Here is a 26,413-nt window from a genome sequence, read left to right on the forward strand (position 1 = left end):
TCATGCCTCGCCTTCCTCCATGGCGGCCAGCCGTGCCCCGGACAGATGCGGCAACAGGCAGCGGATAAAGTCCCGCTGGATCGCAGAGGCCAGCGTGCGGCGATGAAAGTGCACCAGGGTGGTCAACTGCCCGAGACAGGGCAGGGGCGTCATCCGGAGATCCTTGTCCCTTTGCGGTTCCAGCGCCATGGCATTGATGATGCCGCTCCCCATGTTCATGCGAACGCAGCTTTTGATCACATCAGCATCCATGAGACTGGCGCGAACATCGGGCGTCATCATGTGGGTTCTGGCCAGTGCTTCCAGACGCTGGCGGATGGTGAAGTCGGACGTGTAGGTGATCAGCGAGCGGCTGAGAAGGTTGGCCGGGGACACGCGCTGCGGCGGTTGCGTGGTGGCGCTTGTCTCGGGCTCTATCAGGACAATATCGGCGATGTGGCAGGCTTGAGTCATGAACGCCGAGTTGATCTGCATGGGCTCGGTGCTGATCACGACATCGACATCTCCCTCGACCAGCTGCGCCTGAAGCTGCCGCGGAGGACCCTGGGTGATATGCAGGGCGACGTCGGGGCGCTGGCGGCGAAAGGCGCCGAGAATATCAGGGAGAAAATAACAGGCCAGCGTGTGCGATGTGGCGACCGACAGGCACCGTTGATCGGCATCCAGTGTCTGCCGGGCGCTGTCACGAATGCCTTCGATGTCCCCGAGAATGTCGCGCGCCCGTCGCATGACCGCTTCGCCCCCCGGCGTCAGGCCGGAGAAATGACGGCCACAGCGGGAAAACAGGGGGATGCCCAGCTCCTGCTCCAGCAGCATGATCTGACGCGACACGTTGGGCTGAGAGGTGTGAAGCCTGAGTGCGGCCCTTGAGGCATTGTTGCGACAATCCGCTACCTCACACAGATACTTGAGTTGCAGGAGTTTCATGGCTGCCCCTGTGCCGTCTGCAATATCCGGGCAGGTAGACACCCGCCCGTCATCATCATCGGGGGCCTGAAGGCCCCCGGCGCCCGCGAGGGTTCATCATCACGGCTGGTCGTCGTCCGACCAGCGGGCCTCGCTGACATCGACCGACACCGGAATCAGCCCCACCCTTTTGAAGGTATCGGCCAGCGTCTGCTGTCCATCAAGGATATCGGGCTGCATGCGCTCGATGCCGAAGGGCATGCGGGCGATGGCGTGCTGCCAGATCCCGACATCCAGCCCGCTGGAGTCGGCCAGGCTTGCGGCCGCGTCGTCAGGGTGCTCATTGGCCCACTGGCTCAGCGTCCTGAGCGTCTCGATGACCAGATGAGCCGTTTGCGGATGCGCTTCTGCAAAATTGCGGCTGGCGAGGAAGAAGGTGTAATGCGGCACCAGGTTGGTGGCATCAGCCAGCCTGCGCGCATGCCCCCGCAGTTCGACCTCGGCGTAGTAGGGGTCCCAGATCACCCACGCATCGACACTGCCCTGCTGAAAGGCCGCGCGCGCATCGCCGGGCTTGAGATAGACCGGCTTGATATCGCTGTAGGAGAGCCCTTCACGCTCCAGGGCCCTGATCAGCAGATAGTTGACATCAGAGCCCTTGTTAAGCGCCACCCGCTTGCCCTTGAGATCACTGACCGATCGGATGTCGGAGGACTCGGGCACCACGATCGCCTCGGTTTTCGGATTGGGCACGCCATGGGCCAGATAGACCAGATCGGCCCGAGCGGCCTGGGCGAAAATGGGCGGGGCATCGCCCGTGGCCGCCAGATCAATGCTGCCCACATTGAGGGCCTCGAGCATCTGCGGCCCCGCGGTAAATTCGATCCAGCGCGGCTTGATGCCCTGCTTTTCAAGGGCCTCATCCAGAGTCCCCCGGCTTTTCAACAGCGACAGGATATTGGCCTTCTGGTAACCGATGGTCAGCGTTTCGGGAGGTTTTTCAGCGGCCTGGGCGGCTGTCAGCGACGCCGTGGCCATCAAAACGGCCACCGCGTATTTCAAAAGTGACGTTATCGTGCGTGTCCTGATCATCGTGAGGGCCGCTCATGATTGGCAATGGTTTCCCCAAAAGGACCGGTATTGACGCTGGTCGGGGCGTCGGGCACCTCGTGATCCAGCGGCAGGTGCGGCAGCACCAGCTCGCCGAAGCGCCAGGCCTCTTCCAGATGCGGATAGCCCGAGAAGATGAAGGTATCGATACCGATGGCCATGTACTCGCGGATGCGTTCGATGATGGTGGCCGGGCTGCCCACCAGGGCCGTGCCGGCACCGCCCCGCACCAGACCGACACCGGCCCAGAGGTTGGGGCTGATCTCGAGCTTGTCGCGCTGCCCGTTGTGCAGATCGCGCATGCGCGACTGACCGACGGAGTCCATGCGTGAAAAGACCTTTTGCGCCGCGGCAATGGTCTCGTCATCCAGATGCTCGATCAGCTTGTCGGCGGCGGCCCAGGCCTGTTCATCGGTTTCGCGTACGATGACGTGCAAACGGATGCCGAAGGTCACTTCCCGCCCGGCCTTTTGTGCGGCCTCGCGAACGGTGGCCACCTTTTCGGCCACCTGGGCCGGCGGCTCGCCCCAGGTCAGATATTTGTCGATGGTGGTCGCTGCGACCTCAATGGCCGAGGCAGAGGAGCCGCCGAAATAGAGCGGCGGATGAGGCGTCTGTGCCGGTGGGAACAGCAGCTTGCCGTCCTCGATGTTCAGATGCTTGCCGTGGTGGTTGACGGTCTCGCCGCGCAGCAGGCCCTGATAGACGTCCAGAAACTCGCGGGTCACCTCATAGCGCTCGTCGTGATCGAGAAAGACGCCGTCTCCCCGGTTTTCCACCGGATCGCCGCCGGTGACCACGTTGATCAGAAGGCGCCCCTGCGAGATGCGATCCAGCGTCGAGGTCATGCGCGCGGCGACGGAGGGCGACTGAAGGCCCGGGCGTACCGCGACCAGAAAGCGCAGGCGCTGCGTCAGCGGCGCCAGCGCCGAGGCGACGACCCAGGAATCCTCGCAGCTGCGTCCGGTCGGCAACAGCACCCCGTAATAGCCGAGCTGATCGACGCTCTGGGCAATCTGCTTGAGATAGTGAATATCGACATGGCGCCCGCCCTTTGTGGTCCCCAGGTAATGGCCATCGCCATGGGTGGGCAGAAACCACAGGATTCTGGCTTTCTCGGCACACTGATGATCGGTTCGGGAAATGGGACGTTCGGTCGTGGATTGTGTCATGTCTGTGTCCTTTGGCGGTTTTCTGAAAAAACGGGTCTCTGGGAACGGGAATCTGGAAAAAGAAGGGCGTCGGGCCGTCTGCCCTGATGCCATGCATGGCGTCGTCTCAGGGGTCGGGCTGCCAGAGATTGACCTTTTGGGTATCGACCCGCTGCGGCAGGATGCCGGCATCCAAAAAGGTATCCGCGATGCGCTGCTGTTCCTCCAGTCCTTCGCGTTCGACCGGCTGAATCCGATAGCTGCGATGGCTGTTGGCCTGCTTGACGACCTCTTCCGGCAGGTTGCCCCAGAGCGGGCTGAGCAGGGCGGCGCTCTGATCAGGATGCTGGCGAACCTCTTCCCCGGCGGCCTCGAGCGCGTGATAGATCGTGTTCAACACCTGCGGGTGCTGGCGGGCAAAGGTGCTGGCCGCCAGGTAGTAGCGGGTATAGCTGGCCAGCCCATCGCGGCCATCGGTCAGGGTGCGTGTGTCGCTCTGGGCGCGCGTGGTGGACAAAAACGGCTCCCAGGCGATCCAGCCATCCACGCTGCCCTGTGTGAAGGCCGCCCGGGCATCGGAGGGGGGAAGATAGGCAATGCTGATATCCCGTGGCGCGAGGCCGGCGTGTTTCAAAATGGCCAACAGCAGGTAGTGATTGCCGGCGCCACGGGTGACGGCGATGCGTTTGCCGCGCAGATCCTCCAAATCATGAATATCGCTGTCGGCCGGCACCAGCAGGGCCTGCCCGGCAGGCGACGGGGCCTCCTGCGCATAGAAGGTCAGATCGGCGCCCGCGGCCTGGGCGAAAATGGGCACCGTGTCGGCGACGTCTGCACTGACGTCGATGTTGCCAATATTGAGCGCCTCCAGCATGGGCAGGCCGCTGGCAAACTCGTGCCAGCGCACCCGCACTCTCTGTTCGGCCAGAGCGTTCTCCAGAGTATGGTCGTGGCGCAAAAGGCTCATAAGGGTTGAGGAGCGCTGGAACCCGATGCGCACCGTGGTGGCATCCTCCGGCAGCGCCTGATCGCCGGAGGGCGCTGCCGCAGTGGTCAGCGGGGTCAGCGCCAGCAGGCTGATCAGCGCGCCTGCCAGCAGTCGCGAAGCCGGGCGCGGCAGGATACTTCGGGCGCATGCCCGGGCGTCAGCAACGTTCATCACCCATTCTCCTGTTCGTTTTGGAGCCCCTGGGGGGCAGATATCAGAAAAAAACGGTCAGTGGGTCGCTACTCCAGCGCAGCGATCGAGACCTCGGTGGATTTGACAAAGGCAATCACCGGCGAGCCGATTTTGAGCTCGAGCTCCTTGACCGATCGGGTCGTGATCACCGAGGTCACCTGACCGGCGGCCGTTCTGACATCGATCTCGGACAGGACCGGGCCTTCCAGGATGTCGGTAATGACCCCTTCAAACTGGTTGCGGACATTGATGGATTTGATGGACATGTCGTTCTCCCTGAAAAGGCAGTGGGGTGGCAGGTGTCGCCACGGGTATTAGAGCGCCCAGCGCAGCGGGGCACGGGTGTCGTGACGGCGTTCGTCGTGGTGTGGTTCATCTGTTGATTCGCGGGCCAGCACGCGATGCAAAACGGTACTTTCCATGGCCGCAAGGCCCGGGCTTGCGTGTTCACGAGGGCGTGCCAGCGATACCGGCAGGTCCATGCCCACGACACCGGATTCCAGCACGATGACGCGATCGCCCAGCTGTACGGCCTCGGCCACGTCATGTGTGACCAGCAGGATGGTGAAGCCATGCTGTTGCCAGAGGCGCTCGATGAGCTGCTGCATCTCGAGGCGGGTCAGGGCGTCAAGTGCGCCCAGAGGCTCATCCAGCAGCAGGAGCCGGGGCTGATGGATCATTGCCCGGGCCAGCGCTACCCGCTGCTTCTGGCCGCCGGAAAGCTGCGCCGGCCACTTGTCGGCATGGTCGACCAGCCCGACTTCGGCCAGCGCTTCCAGCGCGCGGGGTTTCCAGTTGCCGGACAGGCCCAGCCCCACGTTGTTGATGACGGTTTTCCACGGCAGCAGCCGGTCATCCTGAAACATCATGCGGGTCTGATCGGCCGTGGCGTTGTTGCCAGTGCGGGCGCCATCGCCGGTATGAATGTGCCCGCCACTGTGTGACTCAAGCCCGGCGATGATGCGCAGCAGCGTGCTCTTGCCGCAGCCGCTGCGCCCCACGATGGCCACGATCTGTCCCGACGGGATCTCCAGATCGATCTGTTTGAGCACCCGGTGCTCGCCAAAGGACTTGTCTACCGCGTCAAGCGACAGGGCAAGCCCCGGCGCTGTCCGGTCATCGGTGTTTGACGGGACCGTGTGATCCTGATGACGCGAGACCTCGCGAAGATGCAGGGATTGAGTACTCATGCAGCAGCTCCTGTGGCATAGGCGGGGTTCCAGCGCAGCCAGCGCCTTTCGAGATAACGGGCGGCCTCATCGGCCAGCTTGCCCAGCGCGGCATAGAGCAGAATGGACAGCACGACCACGTCGGTTTGCAGAAACTCGCGCGCGTTCATGGCCAGATAGCCGATGCCTTCGCTGGCGGAGATGGTTTCCGAGACGATCAGCGTCAGCCACATCAGGCCCAGCGAATAGCGCACACCGACCAGAATCGAGGGCATCGCGCCGGGCAGGATCACGTGAATGAACAGCGGCCAGCCGGTCAGCCCGTAGCTGCGCGCCATCTCCATGAGATTGCGGTCAATGCTGCGAATGCCGTGGAAGGTATTGAGATAGATGGGAAAGGCCGTGCCCAGGACCACCAGAAAGATCTTGGCGGTCTCGTCGATGCCGAACCAGAGAATGACCAGTGGGATCAGGGCCAGGTGCGGGATGTTGCGCACCATCTGAACCGTGGAATCCAGCAGATACTCGCCCCAGCGGGAGAGCCCACTGATCATGCCCAGTGCCAGGCCGATACCGCCACCGATGGCAAAGCCGATGATCGCGCGCCGGAAGCTGACGCCGAGGTGATAAAAGAGTTCACCACTGCTGCCCAGACGCCACCCGGCCTCGATTACGGCGGCCGGGGCCGGCATGACGCGACTGGACAGCCAGCCGGTGCTGACCGACACCTGCCAGAGCACCACAATAAGAAGCGGCAGCAACCATGGTAGAAAGCGCCTTGCGGCCTGCGCGCGCCAGTGCGTCATGTCCCGTTCTCCCTGCATCACGGTGTGAGTACGTATTTATGCGAAAAGTGCATATGAATCAGTTTTGATATGTCGATAACGACAATAACCGGCGGGAGGCGGCCGGTTAAAATGGTTAAAACCGCAATGCTTATGAGGGGCGGGATAATAAGAAATTGAACAAAACAGAAAAGGGCGCCGCGGAGGGGCGCCCATGGCTGACCATCGGACAAGGGCCGGTCTTAATCACTGAAGTCGGGCGCTTCGCGCAGGACCCGATCAAACAGCGGTAAAAAGCTGGCCCAGTTGCCAAACTCGGAGCCCATCTGAGCGGCCGTATGGCGTGCGACCTCATGGCGGATCAATTGCGGAGTGCCGGCGGCCTCGGCGGCCAGCTGGGTGCCGGCGGCGTTTTCCATGGCGATATAGCGCCAGGCGGCGGCCTCGATGGTGGCACCGACCGTCAGGAAACCGTGGTTTTCAAGAATGACGGCCTTGTGTGGCCCAAGGGTTTCGGCAATGCGCTCCCCTTCGCTGGTGTCATTGACGACGCCGGTGAAGTCATCAAACAGAGCATGATCTTCGTAGAACATGCAGGCGTCCTGCGAGATCGGGTCCAGCAGACGCCCGAGCGTCGACCAGCTCTTGCCATGGATGGCATGGGTATGGGCCGCGGCCATGATATCCGGTCTGGCCCTGTGCAGTTCGCCATGAATGGCGAAGGCAGCCCGATTGAGCAGCCCTTCACCCTCAACAATCTCGCCGTGATGGTTGACCAGGATCAGGTCGCTGGCGCGGATATGGCCGAAATAGACCCCATGCGGGTTGACCCAGAAGTGATCCGTCCATTGAGGGTCGCGGGCAGTAATATGGCCGGCGCCGCCCAGGTCGAATCCGTGCCAGGCGAATACCCGAAATGCCGCGGCCAGACGCTCCTTGCGATGGGCGCGCTCCTTTCTGATATCGGCGTGTGCCACCGGCAGCTGGCGGCGCAGGCCGCTCCCCTCGCGCGGATAGCTGTAGACGACCGGGCGTGGCAAAACCTCCGCAGCGGCGCGATGGGAACGGCTTGCCCAAGAACTGTTGATCGAGGGGCGTGCGTGAGAAGTCGTCATGTCATGGCTCCCTTGAGGGTGATTGAGTGGTCTGGTTCAACGTGAAGCCGCGATCGAAGGTCGGGCCGACATCGAGGGCTTCGGGGATCAGCCCCACATCGTGATAGAAATCCGCCGTGGCCTGCTGCTGGGCCACCACCTGGTCATCGATGGGCGTCCAGTGCAGCTGGCGGCGGGCATACTGCTTGCGGGCCACCTCCACCGGGAAACCGATAATGTCGGCCAGCTTGTGGGCGTACTCGTCGAGATGGGTATAGGACCACTGCTGGGCCTTTTGCAGACGCTTCAGATAATCCTGCAGGGCAGCGCGCTGATCGGGATCTTCCAGCGCCCGGTCGGTGGCGACCACAAAGCTGTTGCCGGCGATCAGGCCGCGGCCGTTGGCCACGACCCGGGCGTGCTGGGTGATTTCGGCCAGCGAGGTGTAGGGCTCCCAGGTCGCCCAGGCATCCACCGAGCCCGTCTGCAGCGCGATGCGGGCATCCACCGGCCCCATGAAGCGAAAGCGGACATCATCGGGACCCAGCCCGTGCTCGGCCAGCGCGCGCAGCGCGATATAGTGGCCGATGGAACCGCGTCCGGTGGCGATCTGCTTGCCCTTGAGGTCCTCGATATCATGGGCGGGCGAGTCCGGCCCCACGATGACGGCAGTGCCGTAGGGATCGGACTGATCCGCCGCAATGGCCTTGATGTCGGCTCGGGCGGCCAGAGCAAAGACCAGAGGGGCATCGCCGATGATGCCGGCATCCACGGCACCGGCGTTGAGGGCCTCGGCCAACGGGGCAGCGGCGGGGAATTCCGACCACTCGATGCGGTAGTCGATGCCCTCCAGCGCCTTGGCGGCTTCCAGTTGCGCGCGCATGTTGCCCTTCTGATCAGCGATGCGCAGCGTGGTCTCGGCATGGGCCTGAGTGCCCAGCAGGGCGCCGGTCAGGGCGCCGGTCAGGGTCAGGGCGACCAGTGCGTTGACTGCGTGAGATTTTAATCCCTTCATGAGGCACCTGCCGGCTGTGGTGTGAGAGAAGCCGCGTCGTGTTCGGCCGCGTCGGGTAACAGGCGCTGTGCGTCGACCGGACGCGGTAGAATGTCCAGCGCGCTGAACAGATCCGAAATCTGTTGTAGCTGCTCAATATCGCCTGGCTCGACAGGCCGCATGCCGTGTGAGCTGCGTGCCGCAATCCACCGGGCGTCTTCCTCGCTCAGCCCCGTCAGTCTTGCGTAGACTTTCGCGTACTCCTCGGGGTGAGCAAGCGCCCAGGCGCGGGCCTTGATGAAGCGCTGAGTGACATCCCGAATGGCGGCCTGCTTGTCAGGATCTTCCATGGCGGATCGGGTGGCCGTGACAAACGAGAGGGTATGACGCAGCCCCTTGCTGTCGCGGAGTACGCGTCCGCCATGGCGCTCGGCCATGCCCAGGTAAGGATCAAAGGTGGCCCACGCCTCGATCTGCCCGGCGTTGAAGGCCGCGCTGGCATCGGTAGGCAGCACGAATTTGACGTTCACCTGATCGATGGGCACACCGGCTTCCTCGAGTGCGGCATACAGCAGATGCTGGGAGATGCTGCCGCGAGCGGAAGAGACCACGACGGTTTTGCCGGCCAGATCCGAGACCGAATGAATATCGGCGTCCTGCTGAACGACCAGTGCATTGGCACCGTCATCCCCCTCGTTGGTGGCCATCAGTTCGAGATCGACCCCGCCCGAGGCGGCCATCAGCACGGGCAGGTCACCGGCGTAGGCCGTGTCCACGGCGCCTGCCCGCTGCGCTTCAAAAAGCGGGGCAGCGTCCTGGAAGTTGGCCCAGCGGTAGTCATAGGGGGCATCATCCAGCACGTGCGAGGCCTCCGCCAGCGATCGCAGCTGGCGCGTCTGATCCCCCAGCACCAGAGACACGTCGGACAGGTCCCGGGCGCTGGCGTGGCCGGCCTCCAGGCCGACCAGAAGGGCCGCGCACAGTGCCGGCCATACAGGAATGGGTAACGAGGGCATGAGGTTCTCTAAGACAGTGGGACGGTTCAGGCGATGGCGGCGTCGAGGTGATGGCGTTCTTCAACGCGTCGGCGCACCAGCGGAATCAGTTCGCGACCGTAGTCGATGGCGTCTTCCAGCGGATCAAAGCCCCGAATGAGAAAGGTCTCGACGCCCAGTTCGTGATAGGCCAGAAGGGCGTCACTGACCTGTTCCGGGGTGCCCACCAGGGCCGTGGAGTTGTGGCCGCCGCCGACCAGGGCCGCAATGCCGGTCCACAGGCACTGATCGACCCGGTCTCCCTGAGCAACGGTGTCTCTCAGGCGCTGGGCGCCCACGCTGCCCGGCTTGCCGGGATGCACCTGGCCCGACGCCTCGAGACGGGCGCGCGCCTGCTCCCGAATGGCTTCGGCGCGCTGCCAGGCCGCCTCTTCGGTCTCTCCCAGAATGGGGCGAAAGGACATGCTGAAACCGATCTCGCGGCCGTGTTGTGCCGCCTGTTCGCGCACGCGGGCAATGGTGTCGCGGGCCTGGGCCAGGGATTCCCCCCACAGGGCATAGACATCGGCATGTCGCCCGGCGACCCGCAGGGCGGCATCAGAGGAGCCCCCGAAGTAAAGCGGCAGGGCCGGGGAGGGGCGAATCTCGGAAAATGCGCCCGCCACCTGATAATGCTTCCCGGTGTAATCAAAGGGGGCCTCGCTTTGCCAGGTTCGCCTGACGATGTCCAGAAACTCATCGGTACGCGCATAGCGCTGATCGTGGTCGAGATGGTCGCCGTCCCGGCGCTGTTCCTGATCGCTGCCGCCGCTGATGACATGAACAGCCAGGCGTCCTTCCAGCAGTCGGTCGAACGAGGCGAACTTGCGGGCGGCCAGCGTTGGGGAGACAAAGCCCGGGCGATGGGCCAGCAGGATGCCGAGCTTTTGCGTAAAAAATCCTGCCAGGGCGGCCACTGCAAAACCGTCGGGCTGGTCGGACCACTGCCCGATCAGGACGCGATCAAAGCCGGCCGCTTCATGGGCCTGTGCCATCGCCACGATATGATTTTTGTCAAAAATATCGGGGCCGGGCGGATGGATTTCAGTGGATTTTCGGTGGCCTATCATGCCAATAAACTGCACGCCCATGGTATGTCTCCCTGGTGTCAATAACGTGGTTTTTGTCGGGTAGCGAAGAAGTTGATGATCACGTTATGGAAGCCATTGGCGTGTGAAAAATCATTATTATCGAATAGCAAATAAGGCGCGGATTGCTTTCCTTTGGAAAGGTCATCAAGGGCGTTTTTTTCGATTTAAAGAATTGCTTATCGAAAATAAATGGTATGGGAATGCCAGGGTGGATATTAGATTTTTGACTCCTTTCAAGGAGTTCATCATGACGGATATCGCGCCGCTTCGACATTTCGTATCAGGGGTTTCCGAGCTGCTGATGACCGTACCCAACGATGACGCCGAGGTGTCACCTTTGGTGCTCCAGGCCATTACGCTGCAGCTCAAGCGTCTGATCGAGCACGATGACTGGCTGCCCGAGCCTTTCACCCGGCCACACCCGCAGCGCTATCGCCAGTATCTTCTGTACGCGGATGCCCTTCAGCGTTTTTCGGTGGTCAGCTTTGTCTGGGGGCCGGGGCAGACAACCCCCGTTCATGATCATGGGGTCTGGGGATTGATCGGCATGCTGCGTGGTGCGGAAACCTCGCAGCGCTGGACGCAGGGTGACACGTTTTCACCCGTGGGAGACGCAACACACTTATTGCCGGGCGATATCGAATGGCTCCTGCCGCAGGAGGGCGATATCCATCAGGTCAGCAATGCTTTTGATGATCGCGTCTCCATCAGTATTCATGTCTATGGGGCCAATATCGGCGCCGTCAAACGCAATGTTTTTGATGAAACGGGTCAGCGCAAGGCGTTCATTTCCGGTTATGACAACCGGTTCATTCCGAATCTATGGGACCTTTCGGACAACGTCGTTCACGCACAGGAGGAGACGGCTCATGCCTGATCAACATGCTGTCGTGATCGATACCTTGATCAATGATGCGCCGCGGCTGAAAACGCGTCGATCGGAAGAGATTCGCCAGGCGCTTTTAAATCGTGACGAGGTGGCGCTGATCGATGTGCGCGAAGAGGCTGTCTTCGCCACGGCGCATCCACTCTTTGCCGTCAATATTGCCCTGTCCCGGCTGGAGCTCGACATTTTTGTGCGCGTGCCGCGCCGCGATACGCCCATCACGGTCTACGACGACGGCGAGGGGTTGGCCGAGCGTGCAGTTCGGCGTCTCGAACAACTCGGCTATCAGGACGTTGCACTGCTCGAAGATGGGCTGGCCGGCTGGCGTACCGCCGGTGGAGAGCTGTTTCAGGATGTGAATTCGCCCAGCAAGGCCTTCGGCGAGCTGGTGGAGGTGTCATGTCACACGCCGTCGCTGTCGGCGCTGGAAGTCCGTGATCTGCTGGCGCGGGAGGAGAACGTGGTCGTGCTGGATGCCCGGCGGCTGGAGGAGTACCAGACCATGAGCATCCCCAGTGGGGTGAGCGTGCCCGGTGGGGAGCTGGTGCTGCGGGCACAGGTCCTGGCCGGTGATCCGTCAACGCACATCGTGGTCAATTGTGCCGGGCGGACACGCAGCATCATCGGTACCCAGTCCCTGATCGATGCCGGCCTGCCCAATCCGATCAGTGCGCTCCGCAATGGTACGATCGGCTGGACCCTGGCCGGTCTGACCCTGGCGCAGGGTCAGCAGCAGCGAGTGACCACGCTGCCGGCACCCCCGGTGCTCGAGGAAACGGCCCGCCAGGCGCGGCAGGTGGCGGATCGGGCCGGCGTGGGGCGCGTCAGCCGCAGCACGGTGGCCAAATGGCAACAGGAGGGATTACGTACCCTGTATCTTCTGGATGTGCGCACGCCGGAGGCGTTTGAAAAAGGACACTTTCCCGGCGCCCGTTCGACGCCCGGCGGTCAGCTGGTCCAGGAAACGGATCATGTGGCCAGTGTGCGGGGCGCGCGCATCGTGCTGGTGGATGATGATGGGGTACGCGCCAACATGACCGGCGCCTGGCTGGCGCGCATGAACTGGGAGGTTCATGTGCTGGATGGCCTCAACGCGCACGACTTTCATGTCGAAGGTGCGGAGATCATCGAGCGGCCCGATCCCGGGCCGGTGGTTTATATCGATGCGGAAACGCTGGAGCGCTGGCAGCGTGAAGGCAATGTCGAGATATTCGATGTGACCGCCCGGGCCCGCTATCGGCTGGGCCACATCCCCGGAGCCAACTGGATACTGCGGGCCGAGCTGGCGGCGCATGTTGCGACGTTGCCTGCCGGAACACGTGTGGTGCTGACCTGTGGCAGCAGTCTGCTGGCGGGTTACGCCTGGCAGGACGCGCAGGGTCTTTCGCAGCAGGTGGTCGTGCTCAAGGGAGGCACCGGCGGCTGGCATCAAAGTGGAAGACCACTTGATACCGGAGAGGGCACCGCGCTGTCGGCCGACGTTGATCGTTATCGTCGTCCCTATGAGGGCACCGACAATTCCGAGGCGGCCATGCAGGCGTATCTGGACTGGGAAGCCGGGCTGGTGGATCAACTGGGGCGTGATGGGACCCATGGCTTCAGGCCCCTTCGGTAGGTGTCTTGTATAGCATTAAAAACGATAAGCAATACGAAATTATATATTTTTATGTGATTAAAACGCCCTTTACGCTGGTGCCAATAATTTCACCAGGCGTTACAAGGGAACCGAAATGCATCATTCTTCTTCACGTCACCAGAGATTCTCTTCTTCTCGTCGCCGGGGGCTCACCCTGGCGCTGGCGTCCTCTCTGCTGCTGGGTTCGATGGCGGCCAAGGCAGAAGATATCAGCCTTTTGAACGTCTCCTACGACCCGACCCGGGAACTTTACGCCGACTATAACAAGGCCTTTAGTCAGTGGTACGAACAGCAGTCCGGTGACCATGTCACCGTTCAGCAGAGTCACGGTGGTTCGGGACGCCAGGCCCGCTCGGTCATCGAAGGCAATCCGGCGGACATCGTGACCCTGGCGCTGGCCGCTGACATTGATGCCATCGCCGAAAAGGGCAAGCTTCTGCCCACGGACTGGCAGCAGGCGTTTCCACATGACAGTACCCCCTATACCTCCTCCATTGTCTTTCTGGTGCGCAAGGGCAACCCGAAAAACATTCACGGCTGGGAGGATCTGACCCGTGACGGTGTCGAGGTGATCTCGCCCAACCCCAAGACCTCGGGCGGGGCACGCTGGAACTATCTGGCGGCCTGGACATGGGCGCTCAAGCGCGAGCTGGGGGATCTTGATCGCCTGCACGACCCCGCTGCCAAGGATGATGTCGCGAAAGCGCAACAGGCCGCCGAGCAGTATGTGAAAACCCTCTATCAGCATGTGCCGGTGCTGGATACCGGCGCTCGCGGGGCCACCAATACGTTTGTTCAGCGCGGGCTGGGTGATGTGCTGCTGGCGTGGGAGAACGAGGCGCTGCTGGCCATTAATGAACTCGGCAAGGATGACTACGAAATCGTGGCGCCGTCGGTCAGCATTCTGGCCCAGCCGCCGGTGGCCGTGGTCGAGGACAACGTGAAGAAGAAGGGGCCGGCTGCCGACAAGGCCGCGCATGCCTATCTGGAACATCTGTATTCGCCCGAAGGCCAGCAGCTGGCGGCCAAACACTACTATCGCCCGATCAATACCGAGGGCGTGGATCCGAAACTTCTGGAGCAGTTCCCGAAGATGGATCTTTACAACATCAACGACGTTTTTGGCGGTTGGGATGACGCGCAGCAGACTCACTTCTCCAACGGTGGTGTCTTTGATCGCATCATGGCGCCGGGCGCCTGATCGGCGAAGACCGTTACCCATTGATGACCGGGCCACAGGCCCGGTTTTTTAATATCTGCTGCTCCGAAATGCTGAATCACACCCGGCAGGCTGAGGCGAGGGCAATGAGCAGCATCAAGCTGGCACGGGACAGGCCGATAGGGAGGACACGATTTGCCGGGGGCGACCCTGCCCTCAACTGCCCGAGAGATCACCATGCCACTTGCTTCGCTTTCCGACTGTTTGCGCCGGACCGTGACCTTCATGGGCGCACTGGTCCTGTCGGGTCTGGCTCAGGCCAGTGGCGGTCAATTTCAGTCAACCATGACCGTTCGGGCCGGATGCTCGGTCATGGATATGTCGGCCACGGCCCCCGGGCTCGATTATCTCTGTAGCCCGAATGTGGGAGATTTTCGGTTGAGTCTGGATGCGGGGCGTCATGGTGAAGGCTTGCAGCGCTACCTGTCGGATGGCCATACGCGCACCCCTTACCGGCTTCAGGTGCATAGCGGTCAGGGCGAGCGACGCAACGCCGACCGGGTGCTCTCCATCAGCCTGCCGGATACGGCAACGACCCTGATGCTTCAGACCTTCAACACACCCGTGGCAGCCCTGGCACCCGCTACGGGTACCGATACGGTACTGGCCACCTTCGAGTATTAAAACATTACTGCTGATGTCCTGGGCTAAGGACTAATGGTTGTGGACTGGACGCCGAATTTTATATTCGGATTAATTAAATAATTGATTATTTATTAAACTGTTTGTCCAGCCTTCTGTCATACCGATCCTCATCGGGGGAGTTGCTACCATGCGATCATCAGCTCAGCTCAGCGCCATTACCGGTGCTTTTATTCTGTGTGCTGCTTTTTACGCACGTGCGGAGGTGTCCGGCCAGGTGGATGCCACGCTCAATGTGGAGCCTGGCTGTCTGATCGATAATGGCAATGTGCCTGATGGCGGCTCCGGTTATGACTTCGGCACGCTGGATTTCGGGACCGTTTCCACGATCTGGACCAACCCTTTGCAGGCTACCCTGAGCAGTCCCAATGGCGGTGGCCAGCTGTCTGTGACCTGCAGCCCCGGGGTGGATACCTTTACGCTGACCATCAATGGCGGCACCAATGGGGATGGCACCTCCCGCAATCTATCCTCGGAAGGCAACACTGTGCCCTATCAGGTCTTTCGCGACAGCGGTGAAAGCATCCCCTACGAAATCAACCAGCCCGAATCCTTCGATGTGGCCAGTGCCGGGGATGCCATCGAAGTACCGGTGTATGGCCTGGTCGCCCCCAATCCCGAAACGCCGGTCGCAGCCGGGACCTATATCGATACGCTGACCCTGACCTTCAACTTCTAGTCACGCCCGTGTCTCGTCGGGCCGTGCTGTCAACCGATCGACCGATACCGGGCGCTGGCGCTTGTCTGTTCTGTGCCGGATGTCTGGCCGCCTGGGGGATGGCGGGGCTCAATCAATACAGCCATGCCGCGCAGGAAAGCTTTGACGTTAGTGCCATCGTCACTCCTGGCTGTCTGGTGCAGGGGGGCAGTGCTCAGGGAGGCCGATGGGGCGTGCTGGATTTCGGACGGCACAGCGCATTGAGCCAGGCCGTCGTCACGACAAGCCTGACGCCCTCGGAGAGCATCCGTCTGCAATGCACGCGGGGACTTTCATTGTCGATGTCGGTCAATCAGGGGCAGCACTACAACAGTGGCACGCGACAGCTGCAAAACGCCGAGGGGGGGCAGGTGGGCTATCGCCTTTACAGCGACAGTGCCCGGAGCGATGAGCTGCTGCCGGGACAGGCCACCTCTCTCATGGCACCGGAGGATGGTACTGACCTGCAATTGCCGCTGTACGGACGGTTGCAACTGGGCCCGAATGTTCCGCCGGGCACCTATACCGACCAGCTGGTCGTGACCCTTTCCTGGTAAGTCAGCAAGGAGTCAACATGTTCAACCCCCTGTCTGCCCTGCGCACCCTGTTGCTGTTATCGAGTCTGACACTGATGGCTTCAGGCGCTTTGGCTGCCAGTTCCGTTCTGATCTGGCCGATCAATCCCACTCTGAGTGCCGAGCAAAAGGCTCGCCCTCTGTGGCTCGAGAATCAGGCCAATGTTCCGGCGACCCTGCAGATTCGCATTTTCCGCTGGCAACAGCGTGATCAGGGCAACGATTATCAGCCTCAGGATGACGTGCTGCCCAGCCCGCCGGTCGTGACGATCGCGCCCGGTGATCGCCAGCTGGTACGTCTGACCCTGACCGGTGCGGCGCCGGGTACGGGTGAGGATGCCTATCGCATTCTGGTCGACGAGATTCCCGATGTGGCGTCGGATCGCCGCCCCGCTAATTCTCGGGTCCAGTTTCGCATGCGCTATTCGGTCCCCCTGTTCGTGACATCGCCGGCGGTACCCGAAGATACCGAACGAGCGGACCGATCGCTGAACTGGGAGATCGTGAAAGAAGGCGGCAAACGTTATCTGCGCATTCATAACGAGGGGCCCGTTCATGTGCGATTGACTCGGGTGCACATGGACCAGGTCACGCTGGCAGAAGGACTTCTGGGCTATGTACTGGCGCATGCCAGTCGTCAGTGGCCACTGCCGGACAACGTTCGCGCCGGCCAGACACTGAAGGCAACCGTCAACGCTGCCGAGCCGGTTGTATTGCGCCATGTCGGTTCCTGATGCGTGTCGCCGTCGACTGCTGGAGAGCACTGGCGCTGTTGCTGACGCTCATGATCGGCACGGCATCGGCGGGCGAGCTGCCGCCACCGCCGGAGGCGATGCCCGATACCGCCATGACTCTGAGTCTGGCGCCGGTGGTCAATGGCGCGGCCCGGGGCGGCACCATTCCGGTGCGCTATTACCGGGGGCAGGTAGCGGTGCGGCGTGACGATCTTGCGGCCGCAGGTGTACCGCTGCCCCCTGTCGATGGGGAGTGGCTTGATGAGCGCGAGCTTCCGGATATCAGATTCGACTATGACGCGCCGCAGCAACGTCTTCTGATCACGGTACCGCCCGAGCTTCTGGATCATCAGCACATTGGCGCGCCCTCCCGTCAGCGATCGCATGCTCAGGCGGGACGCGGGGCGCTGTTCAATTACGATCTCTACAGCAGTCACCAGAGCGATTATCGCTATGCCAGTCTCTGGCACGAGGCGCGTGGTTTCGGGGATTACGGCGTGGTGTCGACCACCGGTCGCTGGCGGCAGACGCTGTCCGGCCCGGGTCCGGATCAGTCCGACTATCTGCGTTACGACAGCTGGTGGCGCTACCACGATCCCGACACCCTGCAGACCTGGCAGGTGGGCGATGTGATCAGCGGCTCGCTGGCCTGGAGCCGCTCCGTTCGCATGGGCGGCATACAGTTCTCGCGCGATTTTTCACTGCGCCCGGATCTGGTGACCTATCCGCTGCCGGCCTTTGAAGGGGCGAGTGCAGTCCCGGGGACGGTGGATCTGTTCATCAATGGGCATCGCTCTCGTTCTCTCGATGTTGACCCCGGTCCCTTCACGCTGACCGATGTGCCCTATATCAACGGTGCCGGTGAGGCGGTAGTGGTGACCGAGGACGCCCAGGGGCGCCGGGTAGCCACGACACTGCCCTTCTATGTGACCAGTGAGCTGCTGGATGCCGGCCTTGACGACTATGACCTGTCGCTAGGGGTACTGCGTCGCAATTACGCCCGGCGCAGCATGGATTACGCCGAGGCGGCGGCCAGCGGTGTGTATCGTTATGGTCTGAATGATGTTTTGACGCTGGAAACCCATGGCGAACTGGCCGACGGGCTGGGTCTGGCGGGCGTCGGCAGTGTCATGCGGATCGGGCGGATAGGGGTGCTGAACCTTGCAGCCAGCGGCAGTCAGCAGTCCGGCGAGGGTGGCTGGCAGCAGAGCGTGGGCTATCAATATACCCGGCCGGGGTTCAATGTCGGCGTACAGCACAGCCGGCGTGAGGCAGGCTTTGGGGATCTGTCCGAGATTGGAATGGAGGGGGCCGGGGCTATCTATGGTCGCCGCAGCACTCAGGCCACCATCAGTACCGAGCTGGGCAAGCTGGGGTCGATCAGTGCCGGATATTTTGATACCCGCAGTATGGAGGACTCCCGAACACGCCTGCTCAATCTCTCCTGGAATCGCTCGCTTTGGCGACGCAGCAACCTTTTCGTTTCCGGTAACCGGGCGCTGGATGGTGATGGCTGGAGTGTCACCGCTCAGTTTGTGGTCTCTCTGGGACGAAGCGGTACGCTGGCCTCCGGTATTGAATCCCTGCCCGGCGACGGCGGAACACGGCAACGGCTTGAATATGACCGCCCGGCGCCGGTCGAGGGCGGTGCCGGGCTCCGGCTTGGGTATGATCGAGTCAGCCAGGGCGAGGACTACCGCCAGGCTGAACTCTCCTGGCGAGGCGACCGGCTGGAAACCCGGGTGGGGCTCTATGGCGATCGGGACAACACCACCTGGTGGGGCGAGGCGACCGGCTCACTGGTGGCCATGGATGGAGAGGTGATTCTCTCTCGTCAGATCAATGATGCTTTCGTGCTGGTCAGCACCGATGGGCAGGCCGATATTCCTGTCAACTATGAGCACCGCATGATCGGGCAGACCAACGACAGCGGTTATCGGCTTATCCCCTGGGTCACGCCCTGGTATCAGGCCATGGTGGATATCGACACCATGTCGCTGCCTCCTGACATGCAGGCCGAGCGCGTGCGTCAGCCGGTCAGCGTGCGTGCCGGCAGTGGTTACATGATGCGCTTTCCCATCGCGCAGGTCCGGGCAGCCGGCATCCGCCTGACGCTTCCTGACGGTGAACCGGTACCGCTGGGCAGTGTTGCCAGGCTTGCTGAAAGCGGTGTGGAAGCGCCAGTGGGGTATGACGGCCTGGTGTATTTCGAACAGCTTCCGCCGCAGCCGCAATTAGAGATCACCACGCCGGAGGGGGATCAGTGCGACGTGACGCTGGTCCTGCCCGATGAAGACGATTCCTTGCACACATTGGGGCCCTATCGCTGCCATATGCCCTCCCGGGAAGGCGAGCCCGTCTCGCCCGGGGAGGGCGCATGAGGCGTTGCGGGTATCGTCTGCTGATGCTCGCAATGAGCATCCTGTGCGCCCTGCCAGCATGGGGGGCCTGTTCCACCAGCAGTACCAGCGACAGTTTTGGCAGCGTGCCCTCTACTCGCACCGATCAGGCCTATCAGACCCGGGCCTCCGGCGGCCTGCGCTGCACCGGAGCCTCGCTGCAGTTTCTGGATGTCTCGCTGGTGCGAGCCACCATTACAGGAACAACCCATGATTTCGGGCTGGTCAATGCCGCAGGCGACCGGATTCCCTACCGCATCTATGCTGACGCTGCCTTCAACGACCAGCTCGTGGCCAATGCGCAGTATGACTTCATTGGCCTTTACGCGCTCAATCTGGGCGGGCTGTTTGGGGGGCCGGACAATAGCGTGCCGCTTTATGCGCGTACACAGCCGACCCGAATGCTCTCCGCCGGTGTGTATCGCGATGTCATCAATATCCGCTGGGATTACAGCGTCTGCACGCGCGTCAGTCTTTTAGGGGTATGCGTAGGAGGACGGGAGCAGGATGTGGTGATGGTGGCCGTTGAATTGACCATCACCATTACCCCGGATTGTCTGATCAATGCACCGGATGTCCGGTTTGGGGCTGCCCCACTGGTGTCGGGTTTCAGTGAAATCAATCAGTCCCTGTCCCTGTTTTGTACCCGGGGCAGCAGTTTTCAGGTCGGTCTGAGTCAGGGCAGTCATCCGCAAAGCGGCGAGCGGCACATGGCCAGCAGCAGTGGTGAGCTCCTGCGTTACCGGATTCTCAAACCCGATGGCACGCCATGGCGCGATGTCGGCAGTGGCCAGGCGCGCAGTCATCTGGATGCCGATCGCAACCCCGGCCCCGGGCTTGGCGGTGCGCCGGGAACAGGTGGTGACGCCCAGGGGTTTGACTACCGCGCGGTCATTGATGCTGATCAGACCACCCCTTCACCGGGCGTTTATACCGATCAGGTCGTGGTCACCGTACAGTTTTGAGACCTGTTAACGGGCTTTGGTGCATCAGGTCGACTTCAGGCGAAGGGGGGCGGTGGAACGTTTTTATCATTCTTTTATGAATTATAACTCATTGATAAAAAATGGATATTTTTCCATCTTCCTGAGTGGAATGGCCGGTGGAAAAATAAAATGGTTTTTCTGTTTAAAAACAAAAGGTTATATTTGGAGTGTTCCCCGAGGACGCGGGGCTACCTTATGCCATAAAAACGCCCGGTCTGAGCCGGGCGCATTCTGTCATGGCGATGGACTTACATCTTATGATCCGGGTGCACATCTTCCGGGGCGGGGTTGTCGGTCACCGGGCGATTGAGCATGTCGCAGTAGTATTTTGCCTCTTCTTCGCAGGTGTAGATGCCTTCCTGATCGAGCGTGTCTTCGTCGTAAACCATGAAGGCTTGCCCGGCTTCCGCTGCTGGGTCGGTGTCTCGTGCATCCCGTGAAACGGGTTTGTAGGCGTAGGTCATGTCGGTGCCCTCCGTGGGGAACCTTCTGAATTTAGTTCTGTGCACGCCCCGGTGCCGCTACGCATTGGTCTTGTCTCTCGCGGGTGGCAAATGCGCGACCCCTGTTCGATATCGTTCAGGTGGCGTGTCTCGCTCGATGTCGTTGGGCCAGTGCGTACCAGGTCGTGAAGACCGCACCAAGGACCAGCATGGCGGCGATCGCCAGCAGGGCGTGTCGCCCCAGGTGGGTGTTCAGCGGAATGGCCAGCGCGGCGCCGGCGACCAGTGCGCTCCAGCGTACCATGCCGTCCAGTCCGGCCTTGAAGTTGCCCTCGGCAAGGGCGCGTCCGGTTCTGACCAGCATGCCGGTCAGAAAGGTCACTCCGGATTCATTGCCGCTGACCTGGTTGAGCATGCCCATGGCGGCGGCAATGAAGAGCACCGTGATAAAGGGGTAGTCGTCGCTGTGGGCAAAGGGCATCGAGGCGCTCATCAACAGTGCGGTGAGCAGCAGAATCACTGTAGGTCGCCAGCGACGCGTGCGCATGCCGATCCAGGCGCCCAGCGTGGTGGCGGTGAAAAACGCGGCAATAACGGCGGCCAGCGGTGTGATGTCGGCCCAGCTTCCCTCACCGATATGGCGCCCGATATGGGAGGTGTTGCCGGTCATGTAGACCGCCAGCAGATCACGACTGTGCAGATAAATCAGGGCATCCGTGGCGCCGGCCACCATGAACAGCAGCGCAAACGTCGGGAAGGGAATCTTTCGATCAAGCATGGGCTTACCCGGAAACGGTCATGACGATCGTGAGTGTACTGCTTTCGCGGGTGGTCATGCTGTCATCGACATCAAGCCGTCTGTCTTCTGATCGACGCGGACGGGGCAAAAGGGCGATGATAAGCCTTCACTCATGAGCATGGGGACTGGACATGGCAGGGCAGCAACACCTCTATCAGGTTACGGTGCAATGGCAGGGCAGCCGCGAGTCCGGCACCACCGGTTATCGCGACTACGGACGCGAGCATCAGTTGAGTGCCCCTGGCAAGGCGCCCATCGACGGCTCTGCCGATCCGGCCTTTCTGGGCGACCATGATCGCTGGAACCCGGAGGAGCTGCTGGTCGGCTCGCTGTCCGCCTGTCACAAGCTCTGGTATCTGCATCTGTGTGCTGAAGCCGGCGTGGTCGTGCTGGCCTATGAGGATCACGCCGAGGGCGAGATGGACGCCGCGCTGGGGCGGTTTACCGGGGTGACCCTGCGCCCGGTGATCACCCTGAGCGATGACAGCAGTGAAGCGCTGGCGCGCGAGCTGCATGAGAAAGCGCACGAGAAATGCTTTATTGCCGCCTCGGTCAACTTTGAGGTGGGGTGCGAACCGACGTTTGCCCGCCGGGATAATAGCAATGCCTGAGCAGACCATCTGGTATCTGGAAATGTGTGATGCCGGGGCGCATCATGCTCGGCCATTGCCTGACACACTGAATGTCATCGAGTGTGAAATTCCTCAGTTTGCTCTGAACCGCTTTCTCTACGCGCTGGTCGGGGCGCCGTGGCAGTGGAGCGAGAAGCTCGAGGGCGATCAGAGTGAGTGGCAGGCAATGGTGGAAAGCGACGCCCATCGCACGTTCGTGGCGTATTACCGCGGTGCGATCGCCGGCTACTACGAGCTGTATCGCCCGGATGGCCGCAACGTCGAGATTCTCTACTTCGGGATGGTGGCCGAATTTATCGGCCGCGGTCTTGGCGGCGGGCTCTTGAGCCACGCGATCGATCAGGCCTGGCAGTGGTCGGGCACCGAGCGGGTGTGGCTGCATACCTGCTCGCTGGATCATCCGGCGGCGCTTGCGAACTATCAAAAGCGCGGATTTCGGCTCTATGACGAAGAGATCGCCCCCTGCTGACCTGCCGCCCTGTCAGGGCGGTCATGATGGCACCGTATTGCCCCTGTCCCGATGATTGTTCTGGAATAAATCGCCATGTCGTCCACACGTGACCTTGCCCTTCAACGCCTGCTGCCGGTGGCCCTGCTGCTGGTGGCCATGAGCTCGATTCAGAGCGGCGCCTCCATCGCTCAGCAGCTCTTTCCGATGGTGGGCGCCTCCGGGGCCACCTCCATTCGCTTGCTGCTGGCCGCCATGTTGATGCTGGTGATCTTTCGACCGTGGCGCCGCCCATTGACGCTCAGCGCCTGGAAGGCGATCACCGTGTACGGCGTGGCGATGGGCATGATGAACTTTCTGCTCTATCAGGCGCTGGTGAGCGTGCCGCTGGGCATTGCGGTGGCGCTCGAGTTCACCGGGCCGCTGGCGGTGGCGGTATTGACCTCGCGACGCCCCCGCGATCTGGTCTGGATTGCGCTGGCCATCGCCGGGCTGGCGGTGCTGCTGTGGCCGGGCAAAAGCCTTGAGCACGGCATCGACCCCAGAGGCGCGCTGTGCGCGCTGGGGGCCGGTGCGTGCTGGGCGCTCTACATTCTGTTCGGGCGCCGGGCCGGCAGTGGCAGCGGCACCCAGAGCGCGGCGCTGGGCATCACCATCGCTGCTGTCGTCATGGCGCCGATCGGGCTGATCGAAGCCGGCACGGCGATCTTCTCTCCGGCGGTGCTGCCCATCGGGCTGACGATCGCGGTGCTCTCCACGGCGCTGCCCTACACGCTCGAGATGTTCGCCCTGGCGCGTATGCCGACCCACATGTTCGGCACGCTGATGAGTCTGGAGCCGGCCATCGGCGCACTGTCAGGACTGGTCTTTCTCGGTCAGCAGCTGACAATGCTGCAGTGGCTGGCCATTGGCACCGTCATTGTGGCCTCGATGGGCACCACGCTGACGGCCCGCTCGGCGGTGCCTGTCGAGGGCGGATAGCGTGCTGGCATGATCCCCATGGCCGGGCAATGGTTTCAGAACTGTTAAATAAACAATCACTCATGCAAGAATGTCGCGACGGCGGTGGCTGCCACGCTCGGGAAACATCGGGTGAATGCGCCGCCCCCGCCTTTTATATTGAACCGCGCAAGGAGTGATCATGACAGGCCAGACCCCGGGGGCTCGGGAAGAACACCACGACGTGATCGTGATCGGTGCCGGCGCGGCCGGTATCGCCATCGCCAGGGGGCTTCAAAAGCGTAGTGCCCGCCTTGATATTGCCATTGTCGACCCAGCGTCGCAGCACTATTACCAGCCGGGCTGGACGCTGGTCGGCGGTGGCGTGTTCGATGCCGACACCACGCGGCGCCCGATGCAGAAGGTGCTGCCCGATGGCGTGACTCATTATGCGCAGGCGGCGGCTGCCATCGACCCCGAGGCGGGCGTTGTGCGCTCGGGCGATGGTCGACTGTTGCACTACCGTGCGCTGGTGGTGGCGCCGGGTCTCGAGCTTCACTGGGAGGGCATCGACGGGCTGACCGCGACGCTGGGTGAATGCGGCGTGACTTCCAACTATCGCTTTGATCTGGCGCCCTATACCTGGTCGCTGGTACAGAACCTTCGCCAGGGCAGGGCGCTGTTTACCCAGCCGGCGATGCCGATCAAGTGCGCCGGGGCGCCGCAGAAGGCGATGTATCTGGCCTGCGATTACTGGCGACGCCAGGGCGTGCTGGACAGCATCAACGTGCAGTTTCACAACACCGGCGGCGCGTTGTTTGGCGTATCGGATTACCTGCCGGCCCTGATGGCGCACGTCGAGCGCTACGGCATTGGCCTTGAGTTTCACCAGCAGCTGGTGGCGGTGGACGGTCCCGGACGCCAGGCGCATTTTCTGGTGCAGAACGCCGATGGCCGTCAGCACGAGCACGTCGAGTCCTTTGATATGCTCCACGTGGTGCCCCCGCAGCGCGCGCCCGCGCTGATTCGCGACAGCCGGCTGGCCAACGATGCCGGCTGGCTGGACCTCCATCACAACACCCTGCAGCACCGGCGCTACCCGGCCATTTTTGGTGCCGGCGACGTCAGCGCCACCCCCAACGCCAAGACGGCGGCCGCCGTGCGGGTGCAGGCGCCGGTCGTGGCCGACAACGTCATGGCGTATCTGAATGGCGAGGCGCTGTCACCGCGCTATCAGGGCTACGGCGCCTGTCCGCTGACGGTCGCCAACGGGCGCGTCGTGCTGGCTGAATTCGGCTACGGCGGCGAGCTGATGCCGACCCTGCCGGGCTGGCTCAACGACGGCGAGCGGGCCACCGGCCTTGCCTGGCAGCTCAAGGTGCATCTCATGCCGTTCATCTACTGGCAGATGATGCTGAAAGGGCGTGAATGGATGGTGTCCCGGGGGGCATAATCTTTTGATCATGTTGAAATGTCGGGGGTGATTTAAGCTGCTGTTATTGCCTTTGATGAGGATGTCCCGTGGCCGCCGGTAGCCTGCTGACCCTGCTTGATGATATTGCCGCACTGATGGATGACGTCTCCGTCATGACCAAAGTGGCGGCCAGAAAGACCACCGGCGTGCTGGGGGATGATCTGGCGCTGAATGCCCAGCAGGTCACCGGGGTGCGTGCCGACCGCGAGCTGCCCGTGGTCTGGGCCGTCTGCAAGGGCTCGCTGCTCAACAAGCTGATGCTGGTGCCGGCAGCGCTTTTGATCAGCGCCTTCGCGCCCTGGCTGGTCACGCCGCTTTTGATGCTGGGCGGCGCCTATCTGAGCTATGAAGGCGTGGAGAAGCTGGCCCATGCCTGGCACAAATACCGTCATCCTCAATCCGCGAAACAGGACGCTGCGCCTGTCGAGCGCTCTGCCGAGGCGCAGGCAGCGTTTGAGAAGCAGCGCATCAAGGGCGCGGTGCGCACCGACTTCATCCTGTCGGCAGAGATCATTGCCATCACTCTGGGGACGGTCGCCGAGGCGGCCTTCATGCAGCAGGTCGTGGTACTGTCGATCATCGCCGTGGCCATGACGCTGGGCGTTTACGGCCTGGTCGCCGCGATCGTCAAACTCGATGATCTGGGGGTTTATCTCAGCCGGCGTGACACCTCAATGGCGCAGGGGCTGGGGCGCGGCATTTTGACGGCTGCCCCCTGGCTGATGAAGCTGCTATCCATTGCCGGGACGGCGGCGATGTTCATGGTGGGTGGCGGCATTGTGACCCATGGGATACCGGTGCTGCATCACGCCATCGAGGCGCTGACGCTGGCCGAGGGAGAGATCCCGGGCGTCGGCGTCATTTTGCAGCCGATCACGCCGACGCTGATCAATATGCTGGTGGGGCTGGTGCTGGGCGGGGTGATTCTGGGCCTGGTCACGCTGGTGAAAAAAGGGCGCGGCGCCCACTGACATTGCTTCTGGTGACACGATATTCACTGCCCCGGGCGACGGGGCCGGAATCAGGGAGAAAGTGCACATGACCATACCCGACAGCGTTGTCCCCGAGCGCAGCGAGCTGGAGTCCAGCAAGGGGCCGGCCGTGGTGGAGTTCGGAACACCCTGGTGTGGCTACTGCAAGGCAGCGCAGCCGCTGATCGACGACGTGATCGGTCAGGCTGCCGGGGTGTGGCATGTACGCGTCGAAGACGGCAAGGGCAAGCGGCTGGGACGGAGCTATCAGGTCAGGCTCTGGCCGACGCTGATCTTTTTGAAAAACGGCGAGGAAAAAGCCCGCTGCGTGCGGCCCGAATCACGTCAGGCGCTGGAAGCAGCGCTGAAAAGCATTGTTTAAAACGCGCTGAGGCGTTAAACGAGTCACGGTGTCAAAC

At 62.1% G+C, this 26,413-nt stretch carries 28 protein-coding genes; 15 read left to right on the forward strand and 13 right to left on the reverse strand.

Annotated elements, in window-relative coordinates; all coding sequences use genetic code 11:
* The 11 genes from BM079_RS12075 to BM079_RS12125 all read right to left on the reverse strand — a co-directional run bounded on the left by BM079_RS12075 (position 1) and on the right by BM079_RS12125 (position 10,514).
* Positions 1-927: a LysR substrate-binding domain-containing protein gene (locus BM079_RS12075; protein ID WP_090134442.1), complete on the reverse strand. Its 927-nt coding sequence runs from the start codon at positions 925-927 to the stop codon at positions 1-3.
* 99 nt (positions 928-1,026) lie between these two features.
* Positions 1,027-1,998, reverse strand: a complete 972-nt coding sequence (locus BM079_RS12080; RefSeq protein WP_090134445.1) for a sulfonate ABC transporter substrate-binding protein — start codon at positions 1,996-1,998, stop codon at positions 1,027-1,029.
* Positions 1,995-3,188, reverse strand: a complete 1,194-nt coding sequence (gene ssuD / locus BM079_RS12085) for an FMNH2-dependent alkanesulfonate monooxygenase (protein ID WP_090134447.1) — start codon at positions 3,186-3,188, stop codon at positions 1,995-1,997. The genes BM079_RS12080 and ssuD overlap by 4 nt, the downstream gene beginning before the upstream one ends.
* A gap of 106 nt (positions 3,189-3,294) precedes the next feature.
* A complete protein-coding gene (locus BM079_RS12090) occupies positions 3,295-4,326 on the reverse strand; it encodes an aliphatic sulfonate ABC transporter substrate-binding protein (protein ID WP_090134449.1) in 1,032 nt (343 codons plus the stop codon).
* Positions 4,327-4,394: 68 nt separating this feature from the next.
* On the reverse strand, positions 4,395-4,613 hold the full coding sequence (locus BM079_RS12095; protein ID WP_090134451.1) for a TOBE domain-containing protein: 219 nt from the start codon (positions 4,611-4,613) through the stop codon (positions 4,395-4,397).
* Between the two features lie 48 nt (positions 4,614-4,661).
* Positions 4,662-5,537, reverse strand: coding sequence for an ATP-binding cassette domain-containing protein (locus BM079_RS12100; RefSeq protein ID WP_090134454.1), 876 nt, complete (start codon positions 5,535-5,537; stop codon positions 4,662-4,664).
* Positions 5,534-6,322: an aliphatic sulfonate ABC transporter permease SsuC gene (gene ssuC, locus BM079_RS12105; RefSeq protein ID WP_090134456.1), complete on the reverse strand. Its 789-nt coding sequence runs from the start codon at positions 6,320-6,322 to the stop codon at positions 5,534-5,536. The genes BM079_RS12100 and ssuC overlap by 4 nt, the downstream gene beginning before the upstream one ends.
* A gap of 221 nt (positions 6,323-6,543) precedes the next feature.
* Complete coding sequence (locus BM079_RS12110; protein ID WP_090134458.1) at positions 6,544-7,416, reverse strand: class II aldolase/adducin family protein; 873 nt, start codon at positions 7,414-7,416, stop codon at positions 6,544-6,546.
* A 1-nt stretch (position 7,417) separates the two neighbouring features.
* Positions 7,418-8,410, reverse strand: a complete 993-nt coding sequence (locus tag BM079_RS12115; RefSeq protein ID WP_090134460.1) for an ABC transporter substrate-binding protein — start codon at positions 8,408-8,410, stop codon at positions 7,418-7,420.
* Positions 8,407-9,405 carry an ABC transporter substrate-binding protein gene (locus BM079_RS12120; RefSeq protein WP_090134462.1) on the reverse strand — a complete coding sequence of 333 codons (999 nt, stop codon included), beginning with the start codon at positions 9,403-9,405 and terminating at the stop codon, positions 8,407-8,409. Before BM079_RS12120 ends, BM079_RS12115 begins: the two co-directional genes overlap by 4 nt.
* Before the next feature lie 26 nt (positions 9,406-9,431).
* Positions 9,432-10,514: an LLM class flavin-dependent oxidoreductase gene (locus tag BM079_RS12125; RefSeq protein WP_090134465.1), complete on the reverse strand. Its 1,083-nt coding sequence runs from the start codon at positions 10,512-10,514 to the stop codon at positions 9,432-9,434.
* 247 nt (positions 10,515-10,761) lie between these two features.
* Here BM079_RS12125 and BM079_RS12130 point away from each other — a divergent pair, with 247 nt between their 5' ends.
* The 9 genes from BM079_RS12130 to BM079_RS12170 all read left to right on the forward strand — a co-directional run bounded on the left by BM079_RS12130 (position 10,762) and on the right by BM079_RS12170 (position 20,267).
* The gene (locus tag BM079_RS12130; RefSeq protein ID WP_090134468.1) at positions 10,762-11,391 is read left to right on the forward strand and encodes a cysteine dioxygenase family protein; all 630 of its coding nucleotides are present in this window, start codon (positions 10,762-10,764) and stop codon (positions 11,389-11,391) included.
* Positions 11,384-13,015, forward strand: coding sequence for a rhodanese-like domain-containing protein (locus tag BM079_RS12135; protein WP_090134470.1), 1,632 nt, complete (start codon positions 11,384-11,386; stop codon positions 13,013-13,015). Before BM079_RS12130 ends, BM079_RS12135 begins: the two co-directional genes overlap by 8 nt.
* A 115-nt stretch (positions 13,016-13,130) precedes the next feature.
* Positions 13,131-14,237: a sulfate ABC transporter substrate-binding protein gene (locus BM079_RS12140; protein ID WP_090134471.1), complete on the forward strand. Its 1,107-nt coding sequence runs from the start codon at positions 13,131-13,133 to the stop codon at positions 14,235-14,237.
* 195 nt (positions 14,238-14,432) lie between these two features.
* Positions 14,433-14,879, forward strand: coding sequence for a hypothetical protein (locus tag BM079_RS12145; protein ID WP_139215303.1), 447 nt, complete (start codon positions 14,433-14,435; stop codon positions 14,877-14,879).
* A 148-nt stretch (positions 14,880-15,027) separates the two neighbouring features.
* Positions 15,028-15,576: a Csu type fimbrial protein gene (locus tag BM079_RS12150; protein WP_090134476.1), complete on the forward strand. Its 549-nt coding sequence runs from the start codon at positions 15,028-15,030 to the stop codon at positions 15,574-15,576.
* Positions 15,577-15,599: 23 nt separating this feature from the next.
* Positions 15,600-16,151: a Csu type fimbrial protein gene (locus BM079_RS12155; RefSeq protein WP_139215304.1), complete on the forward strand. Its 552-nt coding sequence runs from the start codon at positions 15,600-15,602 to the stop codon at positions 16,149-16,151.
* A 17-nt stretch (positions 16,152-16,168) separates the two neighbouring features.
* Positions 16,169-16,903: a fimbrial biogenesis chaperone gene (locus tag BM079_RS12160; protein WP_090134480.1), complete on the forward strand. Its 735-nt coding sequence runs from the start codon at positions 16,169-16,171 to the stop codon at positions 16,901-16,903.
* Positions 16,903-19,284: a fimbria/pilus outer membrane usher protein gene (locus tag BM079_RS12165; RefSeq protein WP_090134482.1), complete on the forward strand. Its 2,382-nt coding sequence runs from the start codon at positions 16,903-16,905 to the stop codon at positions 19,282-19,284. The genes BM079_RS12160 and BM079_RS12165 overlap by 1 nt, the downstream gene beginning before the upstream one ends.
* Complete coding sequence (locus BM079_RS12170) at positions 19,281-20,267, forward strand: Csu type fimbrial protein (RefSeq protein ID WP_090134484.1); 987 nt, start codon at positions 19,281-19,283, stop codon at positions 20,265-20,267. The genes BM079_RS12165 and BM079_RS12170 overlap by 4 nt, the downstream gene beginning before the upstream one ends.
* A gap of 269 nt (positions 20,268-20,536) precedes the next feature.
* On the opposite strand, the gene BM079_RS12175 is transcribed toward BM079_RS12170, so the two are convergent.
* Entirely contained in the window at positions 20,537-20,752 is a 216-nt protein-coding gene (locus BM079_RS12175; protein ID WP_090134486.1) for a hypothetical protein, read from the reverse strand.
* A gap of 115 nt (positions 20,753-20,867) precedes the next feature.
* Positions 20,868-21,509, reverse strand: coding sequence for a YoaK family protein (locus BM079_RS12180; RefSeq protein ID WP_090134488.1), 642 nt, complete (start codon positions 21,507-21,509; stop codon positions 20,868-20,870).
* Positions 21,510-21,661: 152 nt separating this feature from the next.
* Between BM079_RS12180 and BM079_RS12185 the strand changes: the two genes are divergently transcribed.
* The 6 genes from BM079_RS12185 to BM079_RS12210 all read left to right on the forward strand — a co-directional run bounded on the left by BM079_RS12185 (position 21,662) and on the right by BM079_RS12210 (position 26,376).
* Positions 21,662-22,141 (forward strand): OsmC family protein, encoded by a 480-nt coding sequence (locus tag BM079_RS12185; RefSeq protein WP_090134490.1) that lies wholly within the window; start codon positions 21,662-21,664, stop codon positions 22,139-22,141.
* Positions 22,134-22,631 (forward strand): GNAT family N-acetyltransferase, encoded by a 498-nt coding sequence (locus tag BM079_RS12190; protein WP_090134492.1) that lies wholly within the window; start codon positions 22,134-22,136, stop codon positions 22,629-22,631. The genes BM079_RS12185 and BM079_RS12190 overlap by 8 nt, the downstream gene beginning before the upstream one ends.
* 75 nt (positions 22,632-22,706) lie before the next feature.
* Entirely contained in the window at positions 22,707-23,591 is an 885-nt protein-coding gene (gene rhtA / locus BM079_RS12195; protein ID WP_090134494.1) for a threonine/homoserine exporter RhtA, read from the forward strand.
* Between the two features lie 160 nt (positions 23,592-23,751).
* On the forward strand, positions 23,752-25,002 hold the full coding sequence (locus tag BM079_RS12200; protein WP_090134495.1) for an NAD(P)/FAD-dependent oxidoreductase: 1,251 nt from the start codon (positions 23,752-23,754) through the stop codon (positions 25,000-25,002).
* 68 nt (positions 25,003-25,070) lie between these two features.
* Complete coding sequence (locus BM079_RS12205) at positions 25,071-25,994, forward strand: DUF808 domain-containing protein (protein ID WP_090134497.1); 924 nt, start codon at positions 25,071-25,073, stop codon at positions 25,992-25,994.
* Positions 25,995-26,061: 67 nt separating this feature from the next.
* Entirely contained in the window at positions 26,062-26,376 is a 315-nt protein-coding gene (locus BM079_RS12210) for a thioredoxin family protein (RefSeq protein ID WP_090134499.1), read from the forward strand.
* Positions 26,377-26,413 lie beyond the last annotated feature (37 nt).

The sequence above is a fragment of the Kushneria avicenniae genome, assembly GCF_900112585.1.
Lineage (GTDB): Bacteria > Pseudomonadota > Gammaproteobacteria > Pseudomonadales > Halomonadaceae > Kushneria > Kushneria avicenniae.